Here is a 21,358-nt window from a genome sequence, read left to right on the forward strand (position 1 = left end):
AATTGGGGGTTTACCATGGCACTAAATATTTCAGAAGTAGTAAGTGCAGTTAATAAATATCTGTATTCAATCTCTGATGTAGCTAAGGCTACATCAGATTCTTCAAAGACCGCAAAAGCCGGTGGAGAATCCATATTTCAAAAATACTTAAATAATGCAACGGAAAATGCGGTAGCTTCTGATGACACACAGGCAGCAGAGGTTGTCGCAGCAGTAGCTGCTGATCCTAAGACAGGTGCAGCTGCGACACCTACAGTACAGACTGATGATTTAAGCCAGAAGATAAATAGTGTTTTTGATAATATGAATCTTGAATCCAAGATACTTAGTAACTTAGAATCAAAATCTGTGGATATTAAGTCAGAGATCACCAAAAACATTGCATCTCATACAGTGGATGTTAAGGCAGAGCTTGTTGATAATATGGCAAGTCACAACAGGCTTAATGAGATTCGAGAAGAGGCGGTCAAAGAAGTATCACCATCAACCACATCAACTGATGGAGATGCTTCATCAAATTTCAACGCTTATAACGGGCTTCTTGGTTCAGGAGCATTAAAGGAACTTGCAGATTCATCATACTTTACATCCAATCTGGTTCAGAGTTCCATAACAAATGCGGATGATCTAACGAGCAAGAAAGATGCTGGAAACATGACAATAGCGGATTTAAATACTAATTCACTTTTGTCAAATACGCTAGGCAATTCCTTCTCAGCACTAGATTCAAACGACTATACATCGGCTCTTATAAACTCTTATAAAAATAATAGCTCATCTAATGCATTGTTTGATTTTACTGTTTAAGAGCATCACAAAAAATGCAATATTTTTTATGATTAAACATAAAAATCGCGTAGATAATGCACATAATTGACACTAAAATGTATGATATGGAGATATGGTAGGACTCTATGTCATACATTTTTCTTTTTATAACACCTTGGCAGTTCTATTTGTCAGGAGGAATAGATATAGCATGAGTAAAGAAACAAAGTTTTTATCAATTGCAATAGGTCTTTTACAGGGTAAGCTCGCTGAGGAAAGCGTTGACGATCCAGTAGTAAAAGAAATGAATGCAGACAGGCTCTATGAATTTACCAGGTTTGCTGTTACAAACTTTGGAGGTAAGATTTCAAAGAGAACCAATAATGTTGATTACGATGCCAAGAACGACAGAAACAGATTCCATAGAAATGGAATTCTTGAAGGCGCTACTGATCTTGGTAGTTTGATCGTAGAGACAAGATGCGACGGAGTAGGAACACCTGCTCAGGTCAAGCTCTTCAAACTTCTTGAAGGCGAGACACCAGAAACATTTAATAGGGTTAATGGTAAGATCACAATGATCCGTGATATGACTGGATTTGACGGTGTTCTTTCCAGAAAGCTTTCGGAAGGGACATATGTAGTTGAGATCTCAAAAGGTAGTGAGTATGAGATCATCACAGACAGCCTTGAGATCAAGACTGGTGAATATACCAAGAAGCTTTATGACCTCAACAGATTCTACAATCTTTCAAAAGAAGGCTGGATCGCAGGAGACCTTCATCATCACAGCGTTTATTCAAGCCCTGTTTACGCAGGAGATGACGATGTAGTTGAGACTCCACAGGAAATAGCAAATTCAATGATGGCCATGGGACTTGAGTACGGCGCACTTAGTGATCACCACAACGTCCTGAACCATGAAGCATGGAAGGCTGGGAAAAGAGATAACTTCACACCTATAGTGTCCAAGGAAATTTCAACTTCCAACGGACATGTTATGGCTATGGGTGTAGATGAAGATGTAATCTACGACATTCCACAGGGTGATCGTAGAACAGACGAGTTCCTGAGAAATGAATTCAGACGTGTTACAACACAGATCAAGGAGCTGGGCGGACTTCCACAGATCAACCATCCTAGAGATCTGTCAGTTTCAATATCCTGGAATCCAAATTTTTATGATATGATCGATATCTTTGAGACCATGGAGATTTGGAATGGATCTAACCCAATGATGGCCGGAAGCACCAATGATCTGGCTTACAAGCTGTGGCTTACACTTATGCAAAGAGGATTGCTTCTTCCGGCAACAACGGGAAGTGATACACATAATATAGCTGCAGATGATTATCACATTCTATTCGATCAGATCATGGATACAGTTGATATCATCAAGGCTTCAGAAAAAGAGCTCGAAGAAAAATATAAAGATGAGCTCCACGTATTTAAGCTTATTACAGAGAGTCTTTTACCTATCCTTGAAAAATGGGCTGAGACAAACCTCACAAGCGGCGGAGTCAGAACCTATATCAATATCGAAGGTGAAAGAAATCAGGAAAATGTCTTAAAGACATTAAAGAGTGGTCATAGCTTTTTGACCAACGGACCAATCCTGATCCCAACTGTAAATGGCAAAAAGCCTGGTGAGAAGCTTGAAAAGTCAGGAAAACTTGATATTGATATTAAGCTCCTTGCTAACACAGAGCTTAAGAAACTCCTTATCTGTACTGAGAATGGAACATTTAAGGAGATAGATTTAAAAGCAAACAAAGAAAAAGGCTTCTATGACTACAGCATGCACATAAGTGAAGATGTAGAAGAAGCCAAGTATGTATTCTTTATTGCTAAGAGCGATTGTACAAACCTTGCTATCAGCAATCCTGTTATTTGTTGTTAGTGATCGCGGTCTGTCTGTACTGTCTGGGACTTGTTCCTGCAACCTTATTAAAGATTCGGTTGAATTGTGAGAAAGATGCAAAACCGCATTCTTCTGAAATAACAGAAATCTTCTCATTGGATGAAACAAGCCTGTACTGTGCGTTCTTGATCCTGGTAAGCTGAATGTAGTTGGAGAGGTTGAAGCCTGTAACCTGCTTGAACTCTCGTGACAAATAGCTAGGGCTCACAAAGAACTGATCAGACAGCGAGTTAAGTGAAATATCTTCACTGAAATGGTTATGAATGTAGGATGAGATCTCATACATCTTTTGCTCGATGGAGCTGTAGCTCTGATCATTGGTGTAGAGATTCTTGTCCTTTAAATCATAAAGAGTATAAAGAAATTCCTGGAACTTAGTGTGAATATAAAATTCATCTGCAGGATTTCCGTAATACTGGTGCTCTTTAGAAAATACAAAGAGCGAATTCAAGATGCTTATAAGTTTTTGCCTGTCTTCAAGGCTAAATCTGAAGATTGGAACTTCATTGTTGAAAGGACTGAGAATTTTCTCATAAGCTTCGGCAGTATCTGGATTATGAAGCTCATACATAAAGTCAATAATGATTCTCTTGCTGGGCTCGCCCTTGTAATACACAGATTTGTGCATGACAGAAGGCGCCAGTAACACAATGTCTCCCATGTGGATATTGTAAGGAGTTCCCTCGATAAGGTGGGTTGCGTTAGGCGCAAGCAGTATCATCATCTCGTAATATGGATGCAGATGCTGGAATTCCATATTGATAGAGGCATCCCTCTTATCATAATCAATGTAATAAAAGATGTTGTTAGGGATGTTGTTGATGATTATATAATGATTGTCTTCATAAAAAATACTGTCATCTATAAGCATGTGATTAGTATATATGAAAAAAAGAGAGGTAGCAAATGAAAGTCGATAATGAATTAATAACAAATACTCTGAAGGTTCTGGCAGATAGTTTCCAGAAATTCCTCTATGAGGATGATGAGTTCTTTTTGGAAAATATGAAATCCAAGAATCTTGCTGGAGATGATGTATCAAGATACCAGCACTGGGAGTGGACTCAGGGAGTAGGACTTTACGGACTTTTGCAGCTCTTTGAAGAGACAGGAAATCAGAATTACTACGACTTCCTTGATAAGTTCTATGATAAGGAGATCTCACTTGGACTTCCTGCAAAGAACATTAATACGACAGCTCCACTTTTGACATTGTCATTTTTGTTAAAAGAAAAAGAGAATGCTGAATATAGAAAAGTATGTCATGAGTGGGCAGAGGCCATCATGAAAGATTTCGTAAGAACAAAAGAAGGCGGCTTCACTCATAGAACATCTGACAGTGAGAATAACGAAGAGCTATGGGATGATACACTGTTTATGACAGTTATGTTCCTTGCTAGTATGGGCGAGATCGAAGACAACGATGAGTACAGGGAAGAAGCTAGGTATCAGTTCCTTCTTCACATCAAGTATCTTACAGACCGCAAGACAGGACTTCTTTTCCATGGATGGACCTTCAACGGAAATCACAACTTCGCAGAAGCTCTTTGGGGCAGAGGAAATTGCTGGTTTACAATGGCAATTCCAGAGTACCTTTCAATTGCTGATGTAAAGGGAGCAGACAGAAGGTTCCTTATCGGTGCTTTGGAGCGCCAGGTAGAAGCTCTTGAGAAATACCAGGATGAGAGCGGAATGTGGCATACACTTGTAGATGATCCAACATCATATGTTGAGACAAGTGCTACATGTGGATTTGCCTACGGAATATTAAAGTCAGTTAGAATGGGACTTATTGATCCTAAGTATAAAGAGGTTGGACTTAAGGCACTTGATGCAGTACTTGCAAACATTGCAGAAGATGGAACAGTCAATCAGGTATCCTACGGAACACCAATGGGTAGAGAGTCCAAAGACTTTTATAAGACCATCGAAATTAAGCCAATGCCATACGGTCAGGCACTCGCAATGCTATTCTTGTTGGAAGCATTGAAAGCGTGAATTATTGAGGTGTGAGATGTACAGAGTTGGAGTGGATGTAGGTGGAACCAATATTGCCATAGGAATCGTGGATGAAACCTATAAGATCGTGGACAAGACTGGTGTTAAGACATCAGAAGCTAGTAGTCCAGAAGAGATGATCAAAGCCATAGCAACAACTGTAACGGAGTTGATTGCTAGGAATGGTTTAAATGAATCAGAAATCGAATCCATCGGTGTTGGCGTTCCGGGAACGGCGGAGCTTGATACAGGCAAGATCATGTATGCTAATAACCTGGGATTTGAGGATGTTCCCTTTTTACCAGAGCTTCAGAAGGCACTTGGCAAGGAGCTTGGAAGTGTTACTTGTTTTGACAATGATGCTAATGCAGCGGCAATTGGTGAGTACATTACAGGCGGATATGATGCAAAAAATTTTGTGATGGTCACTCTTGGTACCGGAATCGGCGGCGGGATCATCATTGATGGCAAGGTTGTGAGAGGTATCAATTACGCGGCAGCAGAGATCGGACACATGACAATAAATGTGGAAGGCGTAGATTGTAACTGCGGAAGACGAGGATGCTTTGAAAACTACGCATCAGCCACAGCCCTTATAAATCAGGCAAAAGAAGCTATGCAGGTAGATGACATGGATGGCGAGAAATTCTTTGGTCTTGTAAGAAAAAAGAATGAAACAGCGCTCAAAGTCCTGGACCAGTTTACAACATATCTTTCCGAAGGGCTTATAGACATAATAAACATCCTGCAGCCGGAAGTACTTGTTTTAAGCGGCGGTATTACAAGGGCAGCAGATTTTTTTATTGAACAGGTGAGAGATAAGGTCAGCAAAGGCGTATATTCAAGAACCAGCAAAAAGAATACATTCATTACTGTGGCTAGAGGAATCGCAGACGCAGGAGATGTAGGAATAGTAGGAGCAGCACTAATTAGCAAAGGTTGAATAAAAGAGGCATATTATGGAAAAACATTATCAGATTATTTTAAAGGACACAGAAGAAAGAGTATATGAGTCCATGCGTCAGCAGATCATGGATGAGAATAATCCTAACCAGGGAGCATTTCTTGATGATGATCATATCTTGGATGCAAAGTTCACCATCTATAGAACAGCTTCTATGATAGCTCTTTACTGCAATAGCGACAGTGAGCTTTATAGAAGTCAGGAGCTTTTGAAGAGGATCAGACTTGGCTTTAAGTTCGCCAGGAAGATGCAGCATGAAAGCGGACTTTATGACTATGTAACATGTAACTTCAATTCCGCTCCAGATACAGCTTTTTCAATCAAGAAGCTCATGCCGTTTTTCTTTTACCTTAGAGATATCGTAGGAGATAAAAGAACTGCTGAAGAAAATGAGATGTTCGAGACAATGAATGAGATCATTGAGAAGGCAGCTCACGGTATCATGACTGGTGGCTTCCATACTCCAAATCATAGATGGGCAATTGCTTCAACACTTATGGAATGTGCCAAGATCTATGACAATGATGACATGAGAGCCTGTGCAAACAGATATCTTGCAGAAGGAATCGATTGCAATGAAGACGGAGAGTTTGCAGAGAAGTCAGCAGGTAACTATAACAGAGTAAATAATGACGCTATGATCACACTTGCTGAGGCAACAGGTGATTCTTCCTATGAAGATTATGCAGTTAGAAACCTTCACATGATGCTTCATTACTGGGAACCAGACGGATCAGTTTATACAGCCAACTCAACAAGATTTGATAAGGACCGTCTCTCATATCCTACAGATTATTACACTGAATATATGCTCATGGGTCAGCGTCACAACGTGCCTGAGTTCTATGAGATGTGCAACAGCATTATAGATATCTGTCAGTCCAAGAATCTCTTAGCTCCTGACTGCCTCATTTATTTTATGTGGTATCCAGAATGGAGGACGATCGAGCACGATGGACTTTACAGCAATCCTGATTACCACGTATTTTATAAAAACTCAGGTATCGCCAGAAATAAATCTGGAAGATATACATATACAACCATGAGCGGCAAGTCAAACTTCCTTTATTTCCACAACGGAAGCATCAAGCTTGAGATGAAGGTTGCAGGAAGCTTTTGTGAACACAGAGCCTTCAAGGCAGATACCATCGAGGAAATTCCTGGGGGAGTACACCTTCACCAGACAATGCATGGTTGGTATTACCTGCCATGGAGCGCAGACAAGATTCCAGAGACCAACGACTGGTGGCAGATGGACAATGCAAACAGAGACAAGAAGATGGGACCAGACATGGATATTGATGTTTGGGTAACAGAGTCTTCTGAAAAAGATGGAATCGATGTAAGGGTTAAGACAAGCGGTGTTGATGGAGATCCTTGGAGAATCGAGCTTGCATTTACCGGAGCAACATTCATTGAAAATGATCATCTTGCTATGCACCTTTCAGGCAACGAAGCTCTCACAGTAAAAGATGGAAACGTAGAGCTTTCAAACAGCAAGGATACACTTGTTATTGGACCAGCCTTTGGAACTCACAGATTCATGGAGGGTAAAGAGGACTCTGAGCTGAGAAATGCAGGCGCATCAACAGTTTACTTTACTGATTACACAGGATTTGATCATACTATCACAATTAGAAATAAAAGAAGTCAGTTCTAAATTATCTACATAATAATGTATTGGGGAATACAAAGGGGATAGTAACATGAAGTATTTAGAATTTGATAGCACAAGGAAGATGGACATAGTTTTTCTTGGAAGGATCGCAATTGATTTCAATCCGGTAGACTATTTTCATCCATTAGAAGAATGCACAACATTCAAGAAGTACGTCGGTGGATCACCGGCTAACACTTCAATTGGTGTCACAAGACACGGCCTTAAGGCAGGCTTTTTTGCAAAGGTATCTGATGACCAGTTCGGAAATTTCGTAGTGAATTTCATGAACAAAGAAGGCGTGGATACATCCCACATCACAAGATGTACAAATGGCGAGAAGCTTGGTCTGACATTTACAGAGATACTCTCACCAACAGAGAGCAGTATCCTCATGTACAGAAATGATATTGCAGATCTTCAGCTTTCAGTTGAGGATATAGATGAAGACTATATCAAAAACAGTAAGGCACTCCTGATCTCAGGAACATCCCTTGCTGAGAGCCCTTCAAGAGAAGCTGCTTTGAAGGCAGTTATGCTTGCCAAGAAAAATGGCACGAGAGTCATTTTTGATGTGGACTACAGAGCTTACAACTGGAAAAATGACGACGAGATCTCAATCTACTATGCAGCAGTTGCAAAAGAAGCAGATATCATCATGGGTTCAAGAGAGGAGTTTGACCTCACCCAAAAGCTTATTATGCCAGGCTTGAACGATGAAGAGACAGCAAAGTACTGGTTCTCACAAAATGCCAAGATCGTTTTGATCAAACATGGTAAAGAAGGCTCAACTGCCTATACGAAGGACGGCGAAAAGTATTCAATAAAGCCATTCCCGGTAAAAGCACTTAAGGGATTTGGCGGCGGAGATGGATACGCATCAGCTTTCCTCTATGGAATATTCTCAGGCTGGGACATGATCGATTGCCTTGAATTTGGTAGCGCAGAGGCATCAATGATGGTCAAGAGCCACTCTTGTTCAGAGGAACTTCCAACGACAGAAGAAGTCAGGAAATTCATAGAAGAAGAGAAAAAAGAATATGGTGAAATGATTGCAAGAGTTTGATGACAAAAAATGCAATCTTTTTATGAAGTCGTCATAAAAAGCGCGTAGAATATGCACAACAATAAAAATAAAATGTATGGTATAGGGTAACAATTACGCTCTATATCGTACATTTTTTGTTTTGGGAAATTACAAGGAGCGTGATCAAGGGGTATAGCAAATTTAATATAGGAGAAGGTCATGGAGAAAACTATAAAGCTTACAACAGCTCAAGCGCTGGTTAAGTTTCTTGACCAGCAGTATGTTTCCTTTGATGGTAAGGAGACAAAGTTTGTAGAGGGGATATTTACAATCTTTGGTCACGGTATCGCTGTAGGACTTGGGGAAGCCTTAGACAGTGATCCGGGAAAGCTTAAGGTCTTTCAGGGCAGAAATGAGCAGGGGATGTGTCATACCGCCTGCGCATTTGCCAAGCAGCATAACCGCAGAAAGATCATCGCTTGTTCATCCAGTGTAGGTCCAGGTGCCGCAAATATGGTAACTGCCTGCGCAGATGCGACAGTCAATCATATTCCACTTTTAGTATTTCCAGCAGATACATTCGCATCAAGACAGCCAGATCCTGTTCTTCAGCAGCTTGAAGTAGAGGGTTCACTGGCAGTAACGACAAATGATGCATTTAAGCCAGTCTGCAAATATTGGGACAGGATAAACAGACCTGAACAACTCATGACAGCAATGATAAGCGCCATGAGAGTTTTGACAGATCCTGCAGAGACGGGTGCAGTATGCATTTCGCTTCCACAGGATATCGAAGGCGAGGCCTATGACTATCCGGAGTACTTCTTTAAAAAGCGAGTTCACAAGATCGTTCGCCAGGTAGCAGCTTCAGAAGAGATAGAAGATATTGTTTTAAAGATCTCTAAGGCAAAAAAACCACTGGTAATAGTTGGCGGAGGCGCTAAATATTCAGAGGCTGGCGAGACAATAGAGAAGTTCTGCAGCTCTTTTAACATCCCGTTTGGTGAGACTCAGTCTGGAAAGAGCGCTTGCAAGTCATCTGATCCTATGTGCCTTGGAGGAATCGGTGTAACAGGTACAGCTGCTGCAAATCAGATTGCCAAAAAAGCAGATCTTATCATAGCTCTTGGCACAAGGCTTTCTGACTTTACAACGGGGTCAAAGAGACAGTTCAAGCAGGGAGTATCGGTTGTTACCATAAACGTAAACCGCTTTGACGCATACAAGATGGATGCAACAAAGGCTGTTGGTGATCTGAAAGAAACTCTTACATTGGTTACAGCAGAGCTCAAGAAAAAGAAATATAAGAGCGCATATAAAGATGAAATAAAGACTGCAAAACAAAATTGGTCAAAGGAAATGAAAAAACTTGCAGGCATTGTTTATACAGGCGATAAGTTCAAACCAATGATCGAAGCAAGGGATCCTAGGACACTTCCTGAGTTCCATAAATTAACAGGAGCTACATTGACACAGACAGCTGCTATAGCTGCAGTCAGACGAAATATTGATGCAAATGCAAACATTGTTACAGCTGGCGGATCGCTTCCTAGCGATCTTCAGAGAATGTGGACTACTGACGAGAGAGGCGCTTACCATGCAGAGTATGGCTATTCATGTATGGGATATGAGGTGGCAGGAGCGCTTGGAGTCAAGATGGCTGAGCCCAAGAAGGAAGTCTATACATTTCTTGGAGATGGAAGCTTTTTGATGCTCCATAGTGAGATCGCAACAGCAATGCAGGAAAAAGCCAAGATCAATATCTTAGTATTTGATAATTGCGGATTTGGATGTATCAACAATCTGGAAATGACCCATGGTATTGGATCAATGGCAACCGAGTTCAGGTATAGAGACCGAAATGGAAAGCTGGCCGGAGATCTTATTCCTATCGATTATGCCATGATCGGTAAGGGATACGGACTTAAGACTTACACAGTAAGAACTGTGGAAGAGCTGGAGGAAGCAGTAAAAGATTCTAAAAAGCAGAAAGTATCTACTCTCATAGACCTAAAGGTAATGCCAAAGACCATGACTGATGGTTACGATTCATGGTGGGATGTAGGTCTTGCAGCAGTATCTACAAGTAAGAGTGTAAGGGCCTGCCGCAAAGATGTAGAAGAAGGTAGAGCGGATGCTCGTAAATACTAATAAAACTTTTTTAGAGAAGGGGAAAGCTATGGGAAAGGTTTTTGGTTATCCTGAGTTTGATGACAAGGGCGAAAAGATCCTGACGACTTATGATAACGACTATAAAGACATGATGATGGACATCAGAGTATTCCGTATGTCCGAGGGCCAGGTAAAAGAATTTGTGAAGCCCAAAGAGGAGATGGCAGTTCTTTTGCTAAAGGGAAAACTAAAGTATTCCTGGAACGGTCAGGAAAAGGAAGTGTACAGAAAAGACGTCTTCACAGACGGGCTCTATGCGCTTCATGTTTGTAAAAACACCAGGGTTACAGTTACAGCAGAAAGTGATGCAGAGATCCTTGTTCAGTGCACTGACAATGAAAAGGAATTTGATGCTAAGTTCTATGATCCAGAGAACACGCCGTGGATCTACTCTTGCAAGGACAAGTTCGGGGGAACTGCAAAAAGAAGAGTGAGCACCGCCTTTGATCATGAGACAGCACCTTACTCAAACATGGTTCTTGGAGAGGTTTTAAATGACCCGGGAAACTGGTCAGGATACATACCACACACACATCCACAGCCAGAGACCTATTATTTCCTATTCGACAGACCGGAGGGGTTCGGTGCAAGCTTCGTAGGAGATGAGGTTTTCAAGAGCGTTGACGGTAGCTTTTCAGCAATTCCAGGTGGAAAGGTCCATCCACAGTCCTGCGCACCAGGATTTCAGATGTACACCTGCTGGATGATCAGACATCTGCCAGGAAATCCATGGACCGACAGGATTGATGATGAGAGATACACTTGGCTGTATGACTACAAGGGGTAAAAGACTACATAGACAACAAAGGGGAGAAAGTAATGTTAGATAGTAAGAAGGTATCACTGGGCATCGCGCCTATTGGCTGGACCAATGACGACATGCCAGATCTGGGAAAAGAAAACACATTTCAGCAGTGCATCAGCGAGATGGCACTTGCAGGCTTTAAGGGCTGCGAAGTAGGAAGCAAGTATCCAAAGGATGCAGAAGAACTAAAGAAGGCACTTGATCTAAGGGGTATTCAGGTGTGCAATCAGTGGTTCTCCTCATTTCTTTTGACAAAGCCATATGAAGAGGTGGAAAAAGAGTTTGTGGAACAGCTTAATTTCCTGAAAGCTCTCGGAGCTAAGGTAATAGGCGCTTCAGAGCAGAGCTATTCAACTCAGGGCAAATTAGACCAGCCAATATTTGAAGGCAAATATGTCATGAATGACAAGGAGTGGGACAGACTTGTAGATGGACTCAACCGTCTCGGCAAGGTTGCCAAGGATAATGGAATGATCCTCACATATCACCATCATATGGGTACTGTAGTCCAGACAGAAGAAGAGATCGATAGATTCATGCGCATGGTAGATCCAGACCTTGTCTATCTCTTGTTCGATTCAGGACATCTGTCATTTGCAGGAATTGATCCAGAGCCAATCCTTGCTAAGTATGCAAAGAGAGTTAAGCATGTACATTTAAAAGACATAAGAACAGCTAAAGTTAATGAGGCAAGAGAGAACAAGTGGAGCTTCCTAAAAGGCGTACGAGAGGGAGTATTTACCGTACCTGGAGATGGTGACGTGAATTTTGCTCCACTATTCAGAATATTGGAAGCAACGAATTACGAAGGATGGGTAGTTGTAGAAGCAGAGCAAGACCCTGCAAAAGCTAATCCGTTTGAGTATGCGCTTAAAGCTCGTAAGTACATTAGCGAAAAAACTGGGTTATAAATTATAGGGTATTTAGTAGAAAACGTAGGGGTAGATATTTAGAAATAGCAAGAAATATTTACATTTTAAGAAATTTAATAATGACAGAAGTATGAGGTGAGGATAGGAACTGCCAAAAGTAATAAGCAACTTTGAGAGCCTTTGTGCTCGTCGGTACTTATGCCGCGTTTTTTGTGGCATTAGTACCGTTACGAAGCACAACGGAGCGGAAGCGTCCTCAAAGTGATTATTATTTTGGCAGTTAGTATCCTCCCCATACTTCGTCCGGTATCAAAAAACGTAAAGGGGAAAAATATGGTTACAGTAGGAATTATTGGGGCAGGAAGAATTGGAAAGGTGCATGTGCAGAGTATTACAAATAATGTACCTGGTGCAAAGATCAAAACACTGGCAGATCCATTTATGAATGATGAAACTGCTAAGTGGGCGGAAAGCATGGGAATAGAGAAGGTAACAAAAGATTATAAGGACATCATCAATGATCCTGAGATCCAGGCAGTACTCATCTGCTCATCAACTGATACTCATGCGCCTATTTCTATAGAGGCAATAAACGCAGGAAAGCATGTCTTTTGCGAAAAGCCCATAGATCATGATGTAAACAAGATCCATGAAGTCATTGATGCATTAAAAGGCAAGAACCTCAAGTATCAGGTAGGCTTCAACAGAAGATTCGACCATAACTTTAGGGCAGTACAGGCAGCAGTTGCAGCTGGCAAAGTTGGAGATCCTCAGATCATCAAGATCACATCAAGAGATCCTGAACCACCTTCACCAGCATATGTTGCAGTATCTGGTGGAATGTTCATGGATATGACAATTCATGACTTTGATATGGCCAGATTCCTTGCAGGATGCGATGCAGAAGAAGTATATGTTCAGTCGGCAGTTTTGGTGGATCCGGAGATTGGTAAGGCTGGCGATGTAGATACAGCCGTTATCACCATCAAAATGAAAAACGGAGCTCTTGTAGTAATTGATAACTGCAGAAAGTCAGTATATGGCTATGATCAGAGAGCAGAAGTATTTGGTTCAAAGGGAATGGCAGCAATCACTAACGACGCCCAGTCAAATGTGACAGTGTCAAATCAGGATGGGGTAACAGGAGAAAAGCCTCTTTTCTTCTTCCTTGAAAGATATATGCAGGCTTATTCAGATGAGATCAAGTCCTTTATTGATGCAGTTGAGAATGATACAGAGACAGCTGTTGGCATTGAAGATGGTCTTAAACCAGTACTTATGGCAATGGCAGCAAATCTTTCTGTAAAAGAACACAGACCAGTAAAGCTTTCAGAGGTCGAGTAAGGGGGAAGTAACTAATGGCTAAAGAGTTTATTGTTCCGGGGAAGATAGTTACTGGAAAAGGAAGTATAAAAGAAGTCGGATCATATGTAGAAGGTTTTGGTAAAAAAGCTCTCATAGTATGTGATCAGATAACTGAAAAGCTTGGCAAAGTGAAGATCATCACAGATGCACTAAATAAAAAAGGAATTTCTTTTGCGATATATGATGATTTCCTGGGGGAGCCAACGAATGTGATGATAGAGGTTGCTCTGTCGATCTACAGAAACGAGGCTTGCGATTTTCTTGTGGGAATAGGCGGTGGAAGTGCTCTTGATATTATGAAGGCAGTTGCGGCAATGGATGCCAATACTGGCAAGATATCGGATTATATGGGAAAAGAAATATCTGGCATCAAAGCTAAGATGGTAGCAATCCCGACAACAGCTGGAACAGGCTCTGAGGCAACACAGTTTACCATCATTTCTGATGTGGATACAGGTGTAAAAATGCTTCTAAAGGGAGCGCAGCTCATGCCAGATGTTGCAATAATTGACCCAGAGCTGACTATGACACTGCCTCCTAAGATGACTGCGTCAACAGGTCTTGATGCGCTTACACATGCGGTTGAAGCCTATACATCAAGAAAGGCGCAGGCACTTACAGACACCTTGGCAATATCTGCAATAAAAAGAATATTTCATTACCTTCCGCTTGCATATCATGACAATGGCAGTGATGTGGCTAGAACACAGATGTCTATTGCAGCTTTGGAGGCTGGAATAGCCTTTAACAATTCCAGTGTAACGCTGGTTCATGGAATGAGCCGTCCTATCGGAGCTCTTTTCCACGTGCCACATGGAATCTCTAACGCAATGCTTCTTAGTGTTTGTCTTGAGTATGCAAAGGAAGGGGCTAAGGACAGATTTGCCGATATGGCAAGAGCAATAGGGGCAGCAAGTGATAAAGATTCAGATGAACAGGCAGCAGATAACTTTATGATTGAGATTAAAAAAATCTGCAATGTTTGTCACATACCAACACTTGAGGGATATGGCATAAACCGTGATGAATTCTACGCTCAGATCGATAAGATGGCCGAAGATGCGATGATAAGCGGAAGCCCATCAAACACAGTTAGAGAACTGGATGTAGAGGTGCTAAAAGACCTTTATCGCAAATTATACAAGTGAAAATAATAAAAATAACAAAAAATGCAATGTTTTTTGAAAATAAGCAAAAAAAATAAACTATTTTACCTTATCACGGTTTGATAATATGTTAATATCATAATGTATTGGTGATATTACCAAAGGAGGAACTTATGAGAAAGAAGAATTCTAGATTATTATCTATGGTTCTTGCAGCAGCAACATCAATGACGATGTTAGCAGGTTGTGGGGGAGCAGCTACTCCTAATGAATCTGGGGTAGATACTAACACATCAACAGAGCAGGCAGGAACAGAAGCTACAACAGAAGAAGTATCACAGGTAGAGGTTAACCTTGGAAGCTATTCTGAAGCTCCAATGCTTGCTGATCAGGTATCAGCAGGAACACTCCCAGCAGTTGAGGAGAGAATCCCAGACGCTGATAACGTTTTTGTTGAAACTGTAGATGCAACTGGTGCACACCTTGAAATCGGTAATTACGGCGGGGTTATCAATCTTGCAGGTGCTGGCGGCGGATGGGGATTATCCAGACCAACACTTGAGTCTATTATCCGTTACAACACAGACGGATCTTATTATCCAAACGTAATCAAGGCTTTTGATCACAACGATGACTACACAGAGTGGACATTCCACTTAAGAGAAGGAATGAAGTGGTCTGATGGAGAGCCATTCACAGCAGATGATATTACATTCTGGTATTACATGTGCCATCTTTCAAACTTTGATAGCAAGAAGAACGGATGGCCAGCTCTTAAAGAAGAAGTTGACGGCGAAGATGCTTGGGCAAAGCTTACAAAAGTTGATGATTACACAGTAACATGGACATTTGTAAATCCTAAGTACCCAGCAGACTTCATTGAGAACGGCGACTTCAAGTGGTGCTGGGCTCCAGCTCACTACTTAAGCGATCTCATTCCTGATTCAGAGGATTTCCCTTATGTAGAGAATGAGTATTGGCAGTCAACAGGACTTTCTGAAGAGGAAGTACTTGCAAACGCTCAGAAGAAGGGCATCGATGCAGCAACAGTTAAGGATCTTGGTAAAGCAGTTTCTTACAACTTCTGGAACACATCAGGACTTCCAACACTTAACTCTTTCGTTCTTTCAACTGTTCCAGGTAACAGCTCAAAAGACGATACACTTTGCATCATGGATCGTAACCCATACTTCTGGAAAGTCGATGCAGCAGGCAATCAGCTTCCTTATGTTGATGCACTTCACTTCAACACAACTTCAGAAGATGGACAGGATCTTCTTATGTTCCGTTCAGGCGAGATCGATATCATTACAATCGCTATGAAGGACATTTCAGCAACACTTGGTGATCTTGGCGATGCAGCTGAGCTTCGTGAGTGGGGCACAACAAACTGGGGTAGTTACCAGATCACATTTAACTACACAAACACAGACGAGAACTATGCAACACTTTTTGCTAACCCAGATTTCCGTGAAGCTATGTCAATCTGCGTAGATAGAAAACAGGTTTCAGAGCTTCTTTCAGACGGATTCCTTGAGCCAGGCCAGGCAGCTCCAGCTGAAGGCAACATCGGATACGATGAAGAGTGGGCAACAAAGTGGACAGAATATGATGTAGACAAGGCTAAGAGCCTTCTTGAAGGATGTGGACTTGTAATGGGATCAGACGGATTCTATGATTTCGCAGATGGATCAGACTTCATGCTTACATTCCTTGCATATGACGGCGGTGCTGATGAATCATATCCAGTATTTGAACAGTACTACAAAGCAGTTGGTATCAACTGTGCACTTAAGAACCTTGAAGTAGCAGCATTTGATGAGCAGATCGATAACAATGACTGGGTTGCAGTAATGGGACCTCACACAGCTATCGGTGGTGCTTCACTTAAAGATAGAGCAGCTCCATTCGTTCCTATCGCTCAGTCATCAGAGTGGTATGGTGAGTATGGTACATACTACCAGACAAAGGGCGCTCAGGGTGTTGAGCCTACAGGCGACATGGCTAAGCTTGTTGAGATCTATGACAAGTGGCGTTCAACATCTGATGAAGCAGAAAGAGACGCTTATCAGGAACAGATCTATCAGATCCACAAGGATAACCTCTGGTCACTTGCTTATCTTAAGGCAGAAAACTCATATGAGCTCATTAACTCAAAGATTAAGAACTATGCAGATAACCTTGTATGGGCTGACTGCTATCAGTATGCTAACATGACTCACTATGAGGTGCTTTTCAAAGCTGAGTAATATTATCAACACTAATTGAATTGGTAAGTATTTCCGGGGGCGCGAAAGGTTTTTAAAACGCCCTCGGATTTTTTGAGAAAGGGACAGTTCTGATGGAGGAAAAAATGGCTAAAAAGAGCTTTGTTGGTAATCTGAAGGCCTTTTTTGAGAAAGACCTTGTTCAGTACATCGTTAAACGTGTACTCATGTTTATTCCTACATTGCTTCTTATTTCAATTCTTGTTTTCTTCGTTATACAGCTTCCTCCGGGAGACTATGTATCAGCACATATCGCTGCTCTGGCCACAGAAGGTGAGCTGGTAGACGCAGATTACGCGGCATCAATGAGAGAAGACTATGGTCTTGATCTGCCAGTATGGCAGCAGTATATCAAATGGGTAAAAGATATCATCTGGACACCATCTGATACACCTTATTACAGACTTTATCACTCACACCACAACTGGAAGTACTCATTTGCATATGGTCGTGATGTTTGGAGCGTAGTAAATGACAGATTAGGATTAACTATTGGCGTTACTTTCATTATCATGTTGTTCCAGTATCTGGTATCAATACCTATAGCAGTATACGCCAGCACCCATCAGTATTCGGTGGGCGATTACATATCGGCCATCATAGGATTTTTGGGTACGGCTATTCCTAACTTTATTTTGGCTATTGTACTTATGTATTTATCTTATAGATGGACAGGCAACGCTAACGTAGGTCTGTTCACACAGGAAATGCTCAAGAACGGTGTTCACCTCTACAACTTTGGCGATTTCATGAAGAGAATGATCATTCCTATCGTCGTAATCGGTACAAGTGGAACTTGCGGTATTATCCGTTCAGTCAGAGCGCAGATGCTTGATGAAGTTGCTAGACAGTACACATTAACAGCAAGAGCTAAGGGTGTACCAGAAGGCAAGATCATTATGAAGTACTGCTTCAGAGCAGCTATCAACCCAACTGTTTCAGGTCTTGGCGGAGTATTATCAAGTCTTTTCTCTGGCTCAACTGTAACAGCTATGGTATTAAACATGCAGATTCAGGGACCTGTACTTTACAAGGCACTTCAGTCTCAGGACATGTACCTTGCAGGTGCTATCGTTATGATTCAGGCAGTATTGGTCGTAATCGGTGTACTTTTATCAGATATTGCACTTGCTTTCCTTGATCCAAGAATTCGTTATTCAGGAGGTAATAGATAATGACAAAGCGCACAAAGTCAAAAGACGATTATTATCTTGCCTCCCAGTGGACCTTGATGGCAAGAAAGCTCAAGAAACACAAACTGGCACAGGTTTCATTCTTTATTTTAGCAATACTTTATATTGCAGCTCTTTTTGCTGATTTCCTTGCTCCATATTCACTTGATGAATTTGATGGACTTTACAGAAACTCAGCACCAACAGCGATCTATACAATCTACGATGGCCAGAATGTAGGACCTCACGTATACAAACTTGCCAAGCAGATTGATAAAAAAACATTTGAAGTAAGCCTTCAGCCAGATCTATCAGAGTATTACAAGATCCGATGGTTTGTACATGGCTCTGAGTACAAGATCTTAGGACTATTCCCTTGTGATCTTCACCTTTTTGGTGTAGGCGAAGGATCAAATGGCGGAACGGGAGCTAAGTTATTCCTCTTCGGAGCGGATTCACTTGGACGAGATATTTTCTCAAGAGTACTTCTTGGCGCAAGAATCTCGCTTTCAATCCCATTTGCCAGCGCGATCATAAGTTTCTTCCTTGGAATTGCGATTGGATCAATTTCAGGTTACTTTGGTGGAGCCATCGATATGGTAATACAGCGTATTATCGAGGTTATCGGTGCTGTACCTCAGATTCCTCTTTGGATGGCACTTTCAGCAGCTATCCCAGCCGGAATCTCAACAATTAAGATGTACTTCTACATGACAATCATTCTTTCATTTATTAACTGGACTGGAATGGCTCGAGTTGTTCGAGGCAAGTTCCTCTCTCTCAAGAATGAAGATTATGTAATGGCTGCCAGAATATCAGGTGTATCAACCTGGAAGATCATCTGGAAGCACCTCGTTCCTGGATTCATGAGTTACCTTATCGTATCACTTACTCTTGGAATTCCTGGATCGATCGTAGGTGAGACTTCTATGTCATACCTTGGACTTGGTATTAAGTCCCCTGCAACCAGCTGGGGTGTACTTCTTCAGGAAGCAAGCTCAGTTACTGACGTAGCAGCTAACCCACACAAGCTTATTCCAATTATCTTTGTAACAATCACAGTTTTGGCATTCAACTTCCTTGGAGACGGAATGCGAGATGCAGCTGATCCATACAAATAATCAGGAGGAATTTATGGAAAAGGAAAATATTATAGAAGTAAAAGACCTCCATGTTGATATAAAGATGATGGAAGGCACTCTTACACCTGTAAGAGGCGTAAACTTCGAAATAAAGCGCGGCGAGACACTTGGTCTTGTTGGAGAATCAGGTTGCGGTAAGTCAATTACATGTAAATCTATTCTTGCTATCAATGACAAAAAGTGTATTCCAAGCGGTGAAATCATGTTTAAAAATGAGGATGGAACAGAAGTAGATATCCTCAAGATGAATCCTAAGGGAAAAGAGATCCGTAATATCAGAGGAAAGCAGATTTCCATGATCTTCCAGGAGCCAATGGTAGCTTTTTCTCCAATGTACACAATTGGTAACCAGATCACTGAAGCAACTCTTTTGCATATTACAAAGGACAAGAAAAAGGCTAAAGAGATCTCTCTTGAAGTAATGAGAAAGGTTGGTATCGCCAACGTAGAAAAGAGATACAATCAGTATCCTCATGAGTTTTCAGGCGGTATGCTACAAAGAGCACTTATAGCTATGGCTCTTGTATGTAATCCAAAGCTCCTCATTGCTGATGAGCCTACTACAGCTCTTGATGTTACAATTCAGGCGCAGATCCTTGAGCTTATGAAAGAACTTCAGAAAGAGTTCAACATGGCTATCCTCTTCATTACACATGACCTTGGCGTTGTTGCCAGAATGTGTGACAGAGTAGCTGTTATGTATCTTGGAAAAGTCGTTGAGACTGGTGATTCCAAGACAATATATGCAAACCCTCAGCATCCTTACACAAGAGGTCTTATGGGCTCTGTTCATAAGATTGGTGGAAATAAGGAAGAGAGACTTTTCTCTATCGAGGGTACTGTACCTCTTGCCATGAATCTTCCAAAGCAGTGTGGATTCTATGACAGATGTGATTGCAGAATTGAAGGCCTTTGCGACAAGGCTGAGCCTGAGCTTGTAGAGACTGAGCCGGGACACAAGATTGCATGCTTTGCTTGCAACAATCCTGCTTGTCAGGCACATAGAAAAGAGGTAGAGGAGAGACTTGCAAAAGAAGCCTCAGAACCTGCACCAGAAGGAGGAAAGAAGCGTGGAAAAGGGTAATATTTTAGAAGTAAAACATCTTCACAAGCGTTTTACCTCCAAGAACGTAACAGTTAAGGCTGTTACAGATGTTTCTTTTAGCGTAAGAGAAGGCGAGACTATCGGTATCGTTGGTGAGTCAGGCTGTGGTAAGACAACACTTGGACGTTGTATCGTAAGAGCTTATGATGCATCTGAAGGTGAAGTAATGTACCGCACAGAGTCTGGCGAAGAGCTCGACTTCCTCAAAGTAGACAAAAAGAAGATGAAAGGAATCCGTAAAGAGATTCAGATGATCTTCCAGGATCCATATTCATCACTTGATCCTAGAATGACAGTACTGGACATCATCAAGGAGCCACTTAAGGCTAACTTCCCTAAGATGCCAGAAAGCGAAATGGATCAGAAGGCTAAGGACATGGCTGAGAAGGTAGGCCTTAATCCAGCTTACCTCATGAGATATCCACATGCGTTCTCTGGTGGACAGAGACAGCGTATCGGAATCGCAAGAGCACTTGTTCTTAATCCTAAGATCATTGTTTGTGACGAGGCTGTATCAGCCCTTGACGTTTCTATCCAGGCCCAGGTTATCAATCTGTTAAAAGACCTTCAGAAAGAAATGAAGCTCACATACATCTTCATTTCACATGACCTTTCTGTAGTTGAGCATATCTCTGACAGAGTAGGTGTTATGTACCTTGGTAAGATGGTAGAGTATGGCGAAACAGAGCAGATCTTCTCACATCCAAAGCATCCATATACAGAAGCTTTGATGTCAGCAGTTCCTGTCGCTGATCCTAACTTCCAGCAGGAGAGAATTCCTCTTAGAGGAGAGATTCCAAACCCTGCAAATCCACCAAGTGGATGTTACTTCCACACAAGATGCAGATTCTGTGATGAGAAGTGCAAAGAGATCACACCTGAGTACGCTCAGTATGAGCCAGGACACTTCGCAGCATGTATCAAAGCAGGTGAGTTAAAGCTTAGAGGCTTTGAATATACAGAAAATAAATAATCGATCCTAGAGCGGATGTAGGTCGCAAAATGACCATACATCCG

General features: G+C 41.6%; 17 protein-coding genes. 16 read left to right on the forward strand and 1 reads right to left on the reverse strand.

What is annotated here, in order from left to right; genetic code table 11:
• Positions 1 to 15 precede the first annotated feature (15 nt).
• Both BUA02_RS14820 and BUA02_RS14825 read left to right on the forward strand, forming a co-directional pair.
• Complete coding sequence (locus tag BUA02_RS14820; RefSeq protein ID WP_072705551.1) at positions 16 to 807, forward strand: hypothetical protein; 792 nt, start codon at positions 16 to 18, stop codon at positions 805 to 807.
• 172 nt (positions 808 to 979) lie between these two features.
• Complete coding sequence (locus tag BUA02_RS14825) at positions 980 to 2,668, forward strand: CehA/McbA family metallohydrolase (protein WP_072705553.1); 1,689 nt, start codon at positions 980 to 982, stop codon at positions 2,666 to 2,668.
• Here BUA02_RS14825 and BUA02_RS14830 read toward each other — a convergent pair.
• Positions 2,655 to 3,560 carry a helix-turn-helix domain-containing protein gene (locus BUA02_RS14830; RefSeq protein WP_071177375.1) on the reverse strand — a complete coding sequence of 302 codons (906 nt, stop codon included), beginning with the start codon at positions 3,558 to 3,560 and terminating at the stop codon, positions 2,655 to 2,657. The two genes, BUA02_RS14825 and BUA02_RS14830, sit on opposite strands and share 14 nt — an antisense overlap.
• Before the next feature lie 35 nt (positions 3,561 to 3,595).
• On the opposite strand from BUA02_RS14830, the gene bglB reads away from it, so the two are divergent.
• The 14 genes from bglB to BUA02_RS14900 all read left to right on the forward strand — a co-directional run bounded on the left by bglB (position 3,596) and on the right by BUA02_RS14900 (position 21,314).
• The gene (gene bglB / locus BUA02_RS14835; protein ID WP_072705555.1) at positions 3,596 to 4,687 is read left to right on the forward strand and encodes a beta-galactosidase BglB; all 1,092 of its coding nucleotides are present in this window, start codon (positions 3,596 to 3,598) and stop codon (positions 4,685 to 4,687) included.
• A gap of 16 nt (positions 4,688 to 4,703) precedes the next feature.
• Positions 4,704 to 5,630, forward strand: coding sequence for an ROK family protein (locus tag BUA02_RS14840; RefSeq protein WP_072705557.1), 927 nt, complete (start codon positions 4,704 to 4,706; stop codon positions 5,628 to 5,630).
• 16 nt (positions 5,631 to 5,646) lie between these two features.
• Positions 5,647 to 7,311, forward strand: coding sequence for a hypothetical protein (locus tag BUA02_RS14845; RefSeq protein ID WP_072705559.1), 1,665 nt, complete (start codon positions 5,647 to 5,649; stop codon positions 7,309 to 7,311).
• Positions 7,312 to 7,357: 46 nt separating this feature from the next.
• Complete coding sequence (gene iolC, locus BUA02_RS14850; protein WP_072705561.1) at positions 7,358 to 8,374, forward strand: 5-dehydro-2-deoxygluconokinase; 1,017 nt, start codon at positions 7,358 to 7,360, stop codon at positions 8,372 to 8,374.
• A gap of 180 nt (positions 8,375 to 8,554) precedes the next feature.
• Entirely contained in the window at positions 8,555 to 10,486 is a 1,932-nt protein-coding gene (gene iolD / locus BUA02_RS14855; RefSeq protein WP_072705563.1) for a 3D-(3,5/4)-trihydroxycyclohexane-1,2-dione acylhydrolase (decyclizing), read from the forward strand.
• Positions 10,487 to 10,514: 28 nt separating this feature from the next.
• Positions 10,515 to 11,294, forward strand: a complete 780-nt coding sequence (locus BUA02_RS14860; RefSeq protein WP_072705608.1) for a 5-deoxy-glucuronate isomerase — start codon at positions 10,515 to 10,517, stop codon at positions 11,292 to 11,294.
• Positions 11,295 to 11,326: 32 nt separating this feature from the next.
• On the forward strand, positions 11,327 to 12,223 hold the full coding sequence (iolE, locus tag BUA02_RS14865; protein ID WP_072705565.1) for a myo-inosose-2 dehydratase: 897 nt from the start codon (positions 11,327 to 11,329) through the stop codon (positions 12,221 to 12,223).
• A gap of 294 nt (positions 12,224 to 12,517) precedes the next feature.
• Positions 12,518 to 13,528, forward strand: coding sequence for an inositol 2-dehydrogenase (iolG, locus tag BUA02_RS14870; RefSeq protein WP_072705567.1), 1,011 nt, complete (start codon positions 12,518 to 12,520; stop codon positions 13,526 to 13,528).
• 14 nt (positions 13,529 to 13,542) lie between these two features.
• Positions 13,543 to 14,697, forward strand: coding sequence for an iron-containing alcohol dehydrogenase (locus BUA02_RS14875; RefSeq protein ID WP_072705569.1), 1,155 nt, complete (start codon positions 13,543 to 13,545; stop codon positions 14,695 to 14,697).
• A gap of 131 nt (positions 14,698 to 14,828) precedes the next feature.
• Positions 14,829 to 16,904, forward strand: coding sequence for an ABC transporter substrate-binding protein (locus BUA02_RS14880; RefSeq protein WP_072705571.1), 2,076 nt, complete (start codon positions 14,829 to 14,831; stop codon positions 16,902 to 16,904).
• Positions 16,905 to 17,008: 104 nt separating this feature from the next.
• Positions 17,009 to 18,097, forward strand: a complete 1,089-nt coding sequence (locus tag BUA02_RS14885) for an ABC transporter permease (RefSeq protein WP_071174953.1) — start codon at positions 17,009 to 17,011, stop codon at positions 18,095 to 18,097.
• A complete protein-coding gene (locus tag BUA02_RS14890) occupies positions 18,097 to 19,215 on the forward strand; it encodes an ABC transporter permease (protein WP_072705573.1) in 1,119 nt (372 codons plus the stop codon). Before BUA02_RS14885 ends, BUA02_RS14890 begins: the two co-directional genes overlap by 1 nt.
• Before the next feature lie 13 nt (positions 19,216 to 19,228).
• Entirely contained in the window at positions 19,229 to 20,320 is a 1,092-nt protein-coding gene (locus BUA02_RS14895) for an ABC transporter ATP-binding protein (protein WP_071177376.1), read from the forward strand.
• Positions 20,307 to 21,314 carry an ABC transporter ATP-binding protein gene (locus tag BUA02_RS14900; protein ID WP_072705575.1) on the forward strand — a complete coding sequence of 336 codons (1,008 nt, stop codon included), beginning with the start codon at positions 20,307 to 20,309 and terminating at the stop codon, positions 21,312 to 21,314. Before BUA02_RS14895 ends, BUA02_RS14900 begins: the two co-directional genes overlap by 14 nt.
• Positions 21,315 to 21,358 lie beyond the last annotated feature (44 nt).

It is taken from the genome of Butyrivibrio hungatei DSM 14810, assembly GCF_900143205.1.
Classification (GTDB): domain Bacteria; phylum Bacillota; class Clostridia; order Lachnospirales; family Lachnospiraceae; genus Butyrivibrio; species Butyrivibrio hungatei.

Bases quoted from the DNA above. Each gene is read 5' to 3' on its own strand.
- BUA02_RS14820 (WP_072705551.1), top strand. From the start codon at position 16: ATGGCACTAAATATTTCAGAAGTAGTAAGTGCAGTTAATAAATATCTG.
- BUA02_RS14825 (WP_072705553.1), top strand. From the start codon at position 980: ATGAGTAAAGAAACAAAGTTTTTATCAATTGCAATAGGTCTTTTACAG.
- BUA02_RS14830 (WP_071177375.1), bottom strand. From the start codon at position 3,560: ATGCTTATAGATGACAGTATTTTTTATGAAGACAATCATTATATAATC.
- bglB (WP_072705555.1), top strand. From the start codon at position 3,596: ATGAAAGTCGATAATGAATTAATAACAAATACTCTGAAGGTTCTGGCA.
- BUA02_RS14840 (WP_072705557.1), top strand. From the start codon at position 4,704: ATGTACAGAGTTGGAGTGGATGTAGGTGGAACCAATATTGCCATAGGA.
- BUA02_RS14845 (WP_072705559.1), top strand. From the start codon at position 5,647: ATGGAAAAACATTATCAGATTATTTTAAAGGACACAGAAGAAAGAGTA.
- iolC (WP_072705561.1), top strand. From the start codon at position 7,358: ATGAAGTATTTAGAATTTGATAGCACAAGGAAGATGGACATAGTTTTT.
- iolD (WP_072705563.1), top strand. From the start codon at position 8,555: ATGGAGAAAACTATAAAGCTTACAACAGCTCAAGCGCTGGTTAAGTTT.
- BUA02_RS14860 (WP_072705608.1), top strand. From the start codon at position 10,515: ATGGGAAAGGTTTTTGGTTATCCTGAGTTTGATGACAAGGGCGAAAAG.
- iolE (WP_072705565.1), top strand. From the start codon at position 11,327: ATGTTAGATAGTAAGAAGGTATCACTGGGCATCGCGCCTATTGGCTGG.
- iolG (WP_072705567.1), top strand. From the start codon at position 12,518: ATGGTTACAGTAGGAATTATTGGGGCAGGAAGAATTGGAAAGGTGCAT.
- BUA02_RS14875 (WP_072705569.1), top strand. From the start codon at position 13,543: ATGGCTAAAGAGTTTATTGTTCCGGGGAAGATAGTTACTGGAAAAGGA.
- BUA02_RS14880 (WP_072705571.1), top strand. From the start codon at position 14,829: ATGAGAAAGAAGAATTCTAGATTATTATCTATGGTTCTTGCAGCAGCA.
- BUA02_RS14885 (WP_071174953.1), top strand. From the start codon at position 17,009: ATGGCTAAAAAGAGCTTTGTTGGTAATCTGAAGGCCTTTTTTGAGAAA.
- BUA02_RS14890 (WP_072705573.1), top strand. From the start codon at position 18,097: ATGACAAAGCGCACAAAGTCAAAAGACGATTATTATCTTGCCTCCCAG.
- BUA02_RS14895 (WP_071177376.1), top strand. From the start codon at position 19,229: ATGGAAAAGGAAAATATTATAGAAGTAAAAGACCTCCATGTTGATATA.